Origin of the sequence: Sphingomonas sp. KR3-1 (assembly GCF_040049295.1) — a bacterium.
Classification (GTDB): Bacteria; Pseudomonadota; Alphaproteobacteria; order Sphingomonadales; family Sphingomonadaceae; genus Sphingomonas.
The window spans coordinates 2,477,038-2,484,823 of sequence record NZ_JBDZDQ010000001.1 but is presented as its reverse complement, the minus strand read 5'-3'; the positions used below and the strand labels follow the sequence as shown (position 1 = coordinate 2,484,823).

The 7,786-nt window shown below is 65.8% G+C and carries 7 protein-coding genes; 2 read left to right on the top strand and 5 right to left on the bottom strand.

What is annotated here, in order from left to right:
• The first annotated feature begins 596 nt into the window (after window positions 1-596).
• The gene (locus ABLE38_RS12240) at window positions 597-2,075 is read left to right on the top strand and encodes a lipopolysaccharide biosynthesis protein (protein WP_348974417.1); all 1,479 of its coding nucleotides are present in this window, start codon (window positions 597-599) and stop codon (window positions 2,073-2,075) included.
• Between the two features lie 6 nt (window positions 2,076-2,081).
• On the opposite strand, the gene ABLE38_RS12235 is transcribed toward ABLE38_RS12240, so the two are convergent.
• Complete coding sequence (locus ABLE38_RS12235) at window positions 2,082-2,510, bottom strand: CBS domain-containing protein (RefSeq protein ID WP_348974416.1); 429 nt, start codon at window positions 2,508-2,510, stop codon at window positions 2,082-2,084.
• A 64-nt stretch (window positions 2,511-2,574) separates the two neighbouring features.
• Here ABLE38_RS12235 and ABLE38_RS12230 point away from each other — a divergent pair, with 64 nt between their 5' ends.
• The gene (locus ABLE38_RS12230; RefSeq protein ID WP_348974415.1) at window positions 2,575-2,889 is read left to right on the top strand and encodes a hypothetical protein; all 315 of its coding nucleotides are present in this window, start codon (window positions 2,575-2,577) and stop codon (window positions 2,887-2,889) included.
• A 54-nt stretch (window positions 2,890-2,943) separates the two neighbouring features.
• Here ABLE38_RS12230 and ABLE38_RS12225 read toward each other — a convergent pair whose 3' ends face one another.
• The 4 genes from ABLE38_RS12225 to hisS form a co-directional block, all read right to left on the bottom strand.
• Complete coding sequence (locus ABLE38_RS12225; protein ID WP_348974414.1) at window positions 2,944-3,735, bottom strand: DUF4167 domain-containing protein; 792 nt, start codon at window positions 3,733-3,735, stop codon at window positions 2,944-2,946.
• 271 nt (window positions 3,736-4,006) lie between these two features.
• On the bottom strand, window positions 4,007-4,870 hold the full coding sequence (gene prmC, locus ABLE38_RS12220; RefSeq protein ID WP_348974413.1) for a peptide chain release factor N(5)-glutamine methyltransferase: 864 nt from the start codon (window positions 4,868-4,870) through the stop codon (window positions 4,007-4,009).
• A 406-nt stretch (window positions 4,871-5,276) separates the two neighbouring features.
• Complete coding sequence (prfA, locus tag ABLE38_RS12215; RefSeq protein WP_348974412.1) at window positions 5,277-6,347, bottom strand: peptide chain release factor 1; 1,071 nt, start codon at window positions 6,345-6,347, stop codon at window positions 5,277-5,279.
• Window positions 6,344-7,633, bottom strand: coding sequence for a histidine--tRNA ligase (hisS, locus tag ABLE38_RS12210; RefSeq protein WP_348974411.1), 1,290 nt, complete (start codon window positions 7,631-7,633; stop codon window positions 6,344-6,346). The genes prfA and hisS overlap by 4 nt, the downstream gene beginning before the upstream one ends.
• Window positions 7,634-7,786 lie beyond the last annotated feature (153 nt).

Below are 7,786 nucleotides of genomic sequence, written 5' to 3'. Positions count from 1 at the left end.
CCGGAATGTGCCGTGATGCAGCAGCTCATTTCTAGGAGCCGTTCCTGCACAAATTCTTCACGTATGGAAACGTGTAGGACATGCTTGAACCCAACCGAAAAGACCGAAGCCCAATCAGCTAAGCCCATGGAACGGCTTGGTTTGTCTGAGTTACTCACGCCTAGAAGCCGTGAGACCCAGGGCCGCCGCCCACATGTCCCTTCATCTAAATCACTATGTCAAAGAGCGACAAAAACCGACGCACTGTCTAACCCCTTTTTTGAGGGGCGACCTGTGCGCCTTGCTTTTGGTGACCGTCGAAGCGTTCCGGTGAGGAGCACCGCGTCGGTGGAGTGGCTTCTATGCCCGGTCCTCCGACCCGTCAACAGCGTTTTGTACTTTTCTGTCTTTTTTCCGAAACAGAGCCAGAAAACCCCAGAAAACCGCGGTTTTTCCGATGCCCGCCAATCGCCAGGATGACGTTTCGATGACCCTTTCGGCTGCGAATCGCTCGAATCACCCGTCGAATCGGCAGTCCGACACACGGTTTTCCCCGCAAATCCGTCGATAGGGCGGTTTACGGCGCATAAACGGGAAGTGGCGCATAGCGCGCATATATGAGCGAACCCGCATTGGCCGACCCCGACATCCACGGCACCAGCTTGCGCCAGCAGGTACGCAGCGCCGTGATCTGGCGTTCGGGCACCCAGATCTTCGGCCAGCTGCTCACCTGGGCATCGACGTTCATCGTCATCCGGCTGCTTGGCCCCTCGGCCTACGGCCTGTTCGCGATGACCCAGGTGATCCTGGTCCTGTTGAACATGCTCAACGGCTACGGACTCGCCAGCGCGCTCATCCAGCGCGGTGATGCCGGCCGCCCCGCGCAGCGCCAGCTGTTCGGCATGCTGATCCTGCTGAACTTCGGCCTGGGCGCCGCGCAGTTCCTCGCTGCCCCGCTCGCCGCCGCCTATTACCGCCAGCCGATGGTCGCCGACCTGCTGCGCGTGCAGGCGCTGCTCTATATAGCGACGCCGTTCATCGCCCTGCCTTATGCCCTGCTCGCTCGCGAGATGGATTTTCGCAAACAGGCGCTGGTCAATTTCGTCTCGGCACTGGCCGGCGCGATCACCGCGCTCACGGGTGCAATGGCGGGGCTCGGCGTTTGGACGCTGGTCGCCGCCCCTATCGCCCTGTTCGCCACCCGGGCGATCGGCATGACGATCGCCGCGCGCTCGCTGATGTGGCCGAGCTTCGACTTTCGCGGCGCCGGCGACATTGCGCGCTATGGCGGCGTGATGGCGACCGGCCAGATCTTCTGGTTCGCGCAGAGCCAGGCGGACGTGTTCATCGCCGGCCGGCTGTTCGAGCCGCACATGCTGGGCATCTATACGACCAGCCTGTTCCTCACCCAGATCTTCGTCTCCAAGTTCGTGCCGCCGCTCAACGAGGTCGCCTTCTCTGCCTATGCGCGCCTGAAGGAGGACAAGGCCGCGGTCGCCGATGCCTTCACGCGCTCGGTGCGGCTCGTCATGCTGGTCGCGATGCCCTTCTATCTCGGCATGGCCGCGACCGCTGACCCACTGGTCGCGGTGGCGCTCGGCCCCAAATGGCCCGAGGCCGCGCCGGTGGTGCACTGGCTGGCACTCGCGATGCCGATGATGACGCTGCAGGTGCTATACGCGCCGGCGAGCGATGCCTGCGGGCGCCCGGGGATCAGTGCGCAGAACTCCGCAACCGGCGCGCTCTGCCTGCCGATCGCGTTCCTGGTCGGCGTGCATTGGGGACTGATGGGGCTCGTCGCCGCCTGGTTCGCCGCCTATCCGATCTATCTCGCGATCACGACCTGGCGGACCTTGCCGGTGATCGGCGTGACGCCTCGGCAACTCGCCGCTGCCATCGCGCCACCGGTGCTCGCTGCTGCCGCGATGGCGCTGCTCGTCACCGGGCTCGACGCGCTGCTGCCGCCGCTTCCGGCACTGCCCCGCCTGGCGCTGCTCGCCGCCGCGGGCGGGCTCGCCTATGGCGGGGTGCTCTTCGCCTTCGCACGGCCGATGCTGCTCGAATCGATCGACCTGATCCGCAACCGCGGCGCCTGACCGCGCTCAGACGGCCTGGATATAGGCGCGCATTGCCTCCGCTTCCGATTCGATGCGCTCGATTCGGTACTTCACCAGGTCGCCAATCGACACGAAGCCGATGCAGGTGCCGCCGTCGACCACCGGCAAGTGGCGGATGCGCCGGCGCGTCATCAGCGCGAGCGCGCCAAGCACGGTTTCGCCCGGGCCAACGGTGATCGCCGGGGCGGTCATCACCTCACTCACCTTGCGGGCAAGCGCCGCGGCGCCTTCGCGCTCGAGGCCATAGACTACGTCACGTTCGGAAAAGATGCCGGCAACCGTACCGCCGGACATCACGGGCACCGCGCCGATCCGCCTGCTCGAGAGCAGCGAGACGGCATCCGCCACGGTTCGATCGCCGTCGATCGATACCACGTCGCGCCCTTTTCCCCCCAGGATTGCCGCGATGGTCATCGCTCGACTCCTCATTCGGGTTCAGGCGGTTGAGTCTTCCACACATCGCCCCCAATTGCAAAAGATGCCGATTGCCGACGATGGCCAGCCGCGCGGGCTGGACGATCCCGACTATGCCGCCTTTGCCTGGGGGCGCTATCGCCGCATCCTGGGCCGCATGACGCTGGCCGCACTGGCGACCGCTATCCTGTGCGTGCTGATCCTGTGGCACTGGCTCGGCTGGCTGAACTTCACGCTCGCCCTCGCCACCGCGCTCGGCGTGTTCTTCACCATGGTGCTGGGGGCGGCGCTGATGGGGCTGATGTTCCTGAGCTCGGGCACCGGCCATGACGAGCAGGTGGAAGACCGAGTCAGCCCCGAAATAGATATCGGCGACTGAGCCCGAGCCCAGCCGCCGATAGCGTTGCCTATAGTATAGGGTGCGCGACGCCGATCAGGCGGTCGCTTCGGCGTCCTTGCGGGCGCGCGGGCGACGCGGCTTCTTGGCCGGCTCTTCCGCATCCGCAACCGGTGCGGCGGTGTCGATCCCGAAGGCGGGCGGCAGCACGGCGGCGTCGATGGCATGGTTGTCATCGGCCTGGACCTCCTCGCGGCGAGGACGGCGCGCGCGGCGCGGCGCGGCCTCTTCACGGGGCGCGCTGTCCTGCGCGGCGGGCTGCTCGAAGCTCTCGGCCTCGACGGCATGGCCGTTGCTGCGGCCATTGGCACGGGGAGCCCGGTCCTCGCGATCGCGGCGGGGCTGACGCTCCTGGCGATCCTGGCCTTGGCGATCCTGGCCCTGACGCTCCTGGCGATCCTGACCCTGGCGGTCCGAACGCTCCTGGCGATCCTCGCGGTCGCGGCGCGGCTGCTGCGCACGCGGCTCCTGCTGATAGTCGCCGTCCTCGGCACGGTTGCCATCGGCTTCCATGTCGAAATCGTCTTCGTCGCCGTCGAAATCGTCACGCTGGCGGCGCTGCTGGTTCTGCTCCTCGAAGCGCGAACGCGTCTCGCTCAGCACGCGGAAATAGTGATCGGCGAACTGCAGGTAATATTCGGTATTGACCCGGTCGCCCTGCATCTGGGCATCCCGCGCCAGATTCTTGTATTTCTCGAGCAGCTGGGCGGCATTGCCGCGGGCACGATTGTCGATGCGATTCCCGTTACCCTGCTGGCCGGGGTTACCCCCCTGGCGCTGCTGCTGCCCGCCACGACCACGACGGCGGCCGGCCTGACGATTGTTCATCAAGGTCTGTTTGTCCTGTCTTGTTTACGCTGTCCGTCGGTCCAATTCCTGGGTCCCGGATGCAGTTTACAAATGCGCGCCAACGCCTCGGGAGGCGCTGCTCGCCCGCCATGGCCACCGGACTGCAGTGGCTGTCATGACCTGAATTTGGGGCAGTGCTTTTCACGGCCCATCGTTTCAACGGCTTGGTTGAAAGTACCCTACCCCGTGGCTGTCTTAGCCGGTGCGGCACCAATGTCCAAGCAGAAATATGTGTCGTTTTTGAGACTTTTCAAGAGAGAAGCAGCGCACGCGGCCTCGCTCCAAGGTCCTTGTACAGCGTCACCGCAAAGCCGCTATTCCGGGCAATCGCGGATACGGCATCTGCCTGAGTCCAGCCGATCTCGAGCACCGCCGCGCCGCCGGGCGCGAGCAGGCGACGCAGATCCGGAATGATCCGGCGATAGTCGTCGAGCCCGTCCGGCCCGGCGAACAGCGCCCCCGCCGGCTCGTGATCGCGGACCTGTTCGGGGAGCGATTCTTCGGTGCCGATATAGGGCGGGTTGGCAAGGATCAGGTCGAACTGGCCGTCCAGGCCATCCGTCCAGTCGCCGAACTTGAAGCGCGCCCGCTCGTCCATGCCGAGCGCGGCACAATTCGCTTCGAAATAGTCCCAGGCCTGCTCGGATTCGTCGACGCCGAGTCCATGCGCCTCGGGCCATTCGGCGAGCGCTGCGAACAGCAGCGTGCCCGGCCCGGTGCCGAGATCGAGGATGCGGGCCGGCGCTTTCGCCCCGAAATATTCGAGCGCCGCCTCGAGCAGCGTTTCGCTGTCGGGCCGCGGGATCAGCACGCCGGGGCCGACGCGCAGCTCGATCGTCCAGAAGGCGCGGCTGCCGGTGATATAGGCGACCGGCTCGTGCGTCAGCCGGCGGGCGAGCAGCGGCGCGAAGCCTTCGGGCGCGGGATCGTCGAGCCGGCGCAGCAGCAGCATGTCACGCGGCACGCCGAGCGCATGCGCCATCAGCAGTTCGGCATCGAGGCGCGGCGAATCGGAGACCCGCTCGAGCGCACGGGCAGCTTCGTTGAGCGCCGCGCGGACGCGCTCGCCGTTTGCGGAGGGCGCTGCTTCAGGCGAGGAATCGGGAAGTGCCATGCCGACCTCTAGTTCAACCAGATGGTTGAATGGCTAAGTGGCTGATATCCCTCAGGCACACCCAATGCACCGCCCGAAAAATGTTGACTCCCTTGATAGTCCACACGTGCGCGGGGGCGGCGCCTGGCCAGGGGATGAAGCACGAGAAGGGCGGTGCGGGTCATGCCGGAACCGAAGCAGAACATTTCCAACATTACCAGCCTTGTCGGCGCGCATTCCGCATCAACATTCCCCTCCCTGCAAGGGAGGGGCAAGGGGTGGGTTAGAACAAGCTCGGACTCGATGCCCGAGCTTTTCTTTTCAAGGCTACCGTCTCGCCGGGCGCCCCCGGCCTTCGCCGGGGTTGCAACCCACCCCCGACCCCTCCCTTGCAGGGAGGGGAGTAGGAATGGGTCAGCGGTACACCCTACCCGTCCAGCTGGGCGAGCCGGTCGGCCTCGTCCTGGGCGATCAGCGCGTCGATCAGTTCGTCGAGCTCGCCCATCATCACTTCGGGCAGGCGGTGGAGCGTCAGGTTGATGCGGTGGTCGGTCACCCGGCCCTGCGGGAAATTATAGGTCCGGATGCGCTCCGAGCGATCGCCCGAGCCGACCTGCGAGGCGCGCGCGCCCGAGCGCTCCTGCGCCAGCCGGTCGCGCTCGCGCTCGTACAGGCGGGTGCGCAGCACCTTCATCGCCTTGGCCTTGTTCTTGATCTGCGAGCGCTCGTCCTGCTGGATGACGATCGTGCCGGTGGGCAGATGGGTGATGCGCACCGCCGAATCGGTGGTGTTGACGCCCTGCCCGCCCGGACCCGAGGCGCGGAAGATGTCGATGCGCAGGTCCTTGTCGTCGATCTTGATGTCGGCGTCCTCGGCCTCGGGCAGCACCGCCACCGTCGCCGCCGAGGTGTGGATGCGCCCGCCCGCCTCGGTCGCGGGCACGCGCTGGACGCGGTGGACACCGCTCTCGAACTTCAACTTGGCGAACACGCCGGTGCCGGTGACGCTGAGCACGACTTCCTTGTAGCCGCCGAATTCCGAATCGGAGGCGGAGATCAGCTCGATCTTCCAGCCCATGCGATCGGCATAACGCTGGTACATGCGCAGCAGGTCGCCGGCGAACAATGCCGCCTCGTCGCCGCCCACGCCGGCGCGGATCTCGAGCATCGCCGGGCGCGCATCGGCCGCGTCCTTGGGCAGCAGCGAAAGCGCCAGGTTGCGCTCGGCATCGGCCAGCGTCGCCTCATTGGCGCGCAGCTCCTCGACCGCCATGGCGCGGAGCTCGTCGTCGGACTCCTGCGTCATCGCCTGCAGCGATTCGCCCTCGGTGCGCAGCCGCCGCACCTCGCCCGCGGCCAGCGCCACCGGCTCGATCTCGGCATATTCCTTGGACACCGCGACGAAACGGTCGCCCGACAGATCGCCGGTCGCCATCATCGCCTGCAGCTCGTCGCGCCGCGCCTCGATCGCGGCAATGCGGTCGGCGGGGATTTTCACGCGACATTACTCGCGGAAATATGATCAGCGTGAATCGTGTTCATCAGATCACTCGCGAGCGCCAAATGCTCTTCCGTGCTTAGTCCGATGGGGAACGTGTGGAGCTGTCCTCTCTCGTCACTTTCGTTCCGGACAAACAAAATTAAACCTCGCCCAGCCTTCTTTGCCGCATCAGCCTGCTTATTGGGCTTCCCGCGAAATGCGCGATTGATTCCCCAACCCATCTCCAAAGCGATCAAAGAGCGACGCAGAAGCCCAGCAATCTCGTCGGCCTTAGTTTCCAAATCAGGCTGATCCGCGATCACGCTTATCCGCAACGATGTATTCGGCTCCGGGATCAGCATCGCCAGCCGCTCGACACCCGCCGCCCAGCCCACGCCCGGCGTCTCGGGGCCGCCGAGATTGCCTACCAGCCCGTCATAGCGGCCGCCGGCGAGCACGGTTCCCTGCGCGCCGAGACGATCGGTGACGAACTCGAACGCGGTGTGGCGATAATAATCGAGCCCGCGTACCAAGCGCGGGTTGCGCTCAAACTTCACCCCGGCTGCGCGAAGCCCCTCCTGAACGGCGTCAAAGAACGCGCGAGCCTCCTCGGTCAGATAGGCATCGATGTCCGGCGCCGAATCGGCGACCGGGCGATCCTTGGGATCCTTCGAATCGAGGATGCGCATCGGGTTCTTCTCGAGCCGGACCAGGCTGTCCTCGCTCAGCTGATCCTTGTGCGCCTCGAAATGCGCGACCAGGGCGGTGCGCCACGCATCGCGCGTCTCGGCGTCACCCAGCGTATTGAGCTGGAGCGTCACGCCCTCGATGCCCAGATCTCGCAGCAGCTGGTCGGCGAGGACGAGCAGCTCGACATCGGCTGCCGGCTCGGCGGCGCCGATGATCTCGGCGTCGAGCTGGTGGAACTGGCGGAAGCGGCCCTTTTGCGGGCGCTCGTAGCGGAACACCGGGCCCGAAGTGACGAGCTTGATCGGCGCGAATTGCTGCCAGCCCTCGGTGATGTAGGCGCGGCAGATGCCCGCGGTGAATTCCGGGCGCAGCGTGATCAGGTCGCCGCCACGGTCCGGGAAGGTGTACATCTCCTTGGAGACGACGTCGCTGGTCTCGCCCATCGAGCGCGCGAACACGCCCGTCGCCTCGAAGACGGGGATGTCGACGCGCTGGAAGCAATAGAGGCGGCGCACCCGATCGAAAGCGTCGAGCACATGGGCGAACCGCCGCTGCTCCTCGCCGAAGATGTCCTGGGTGCCGCGGATGCGGTTGGGCGTTTCGATGCGTGCCATTGGCGCGCGCCAATAGGACCCTTCCGGGCGCGCCGCAACGCGAAAGCCGATAGCCCCGGGGAACGGATGGATCCCGCGGCGATTGTTGCACCCAGTATCCAATCGTGGAAACGTGCCCCTTGCCGCGGCCAGTTTCGCGTTTCCGGCATGTTT

Bases quoted from the DNA above. Each gene is read 5' to 3' on its own strand.
- prmC (WP_348974413.1), bottom strand. From the start codon at position 4,870: ATGGCACTTCCCGATTCCTCGCCTGAAGCAGCGCCCTCCGCAAACGGC.
- ABLE38_RS12240 (WP_348974417.1), top strand. From the start codon at position 597: ATGAGCGAACCCGCATTGGCCGACCCCGACATCCACGGCACCAGCTTG.
- ABLE38_RS12230 (WP_348974415.1), top strand. From the start codon at position 2,575: ATGCCGATTGCCGACGATGGCCAGCCGCGCGGGCTGGACGATCCCGAC.
- ABLE38_RS12225 (WP_348974414.1), bottom strand. From the start codon at position 3,735: ATGAACAATCGTCAGGCCGGCCGCCGTCGTGGTCGTGGCGGGCAGCAG.
- hisS (WP_348974411.1), bottom strand. From the start codon at position 7,633: ATGGCACGCATCGAAACGCCCAACCGCATCCGCGGCACCCAGGACATC.
- ABLE38_RS12235 (WP_348974416.1), bottom strand. From the start codon at position 2,510: ATGACCATCGCGGCAATCCTGGGGGGAAAAGGGCGCGACGTGGTATCG.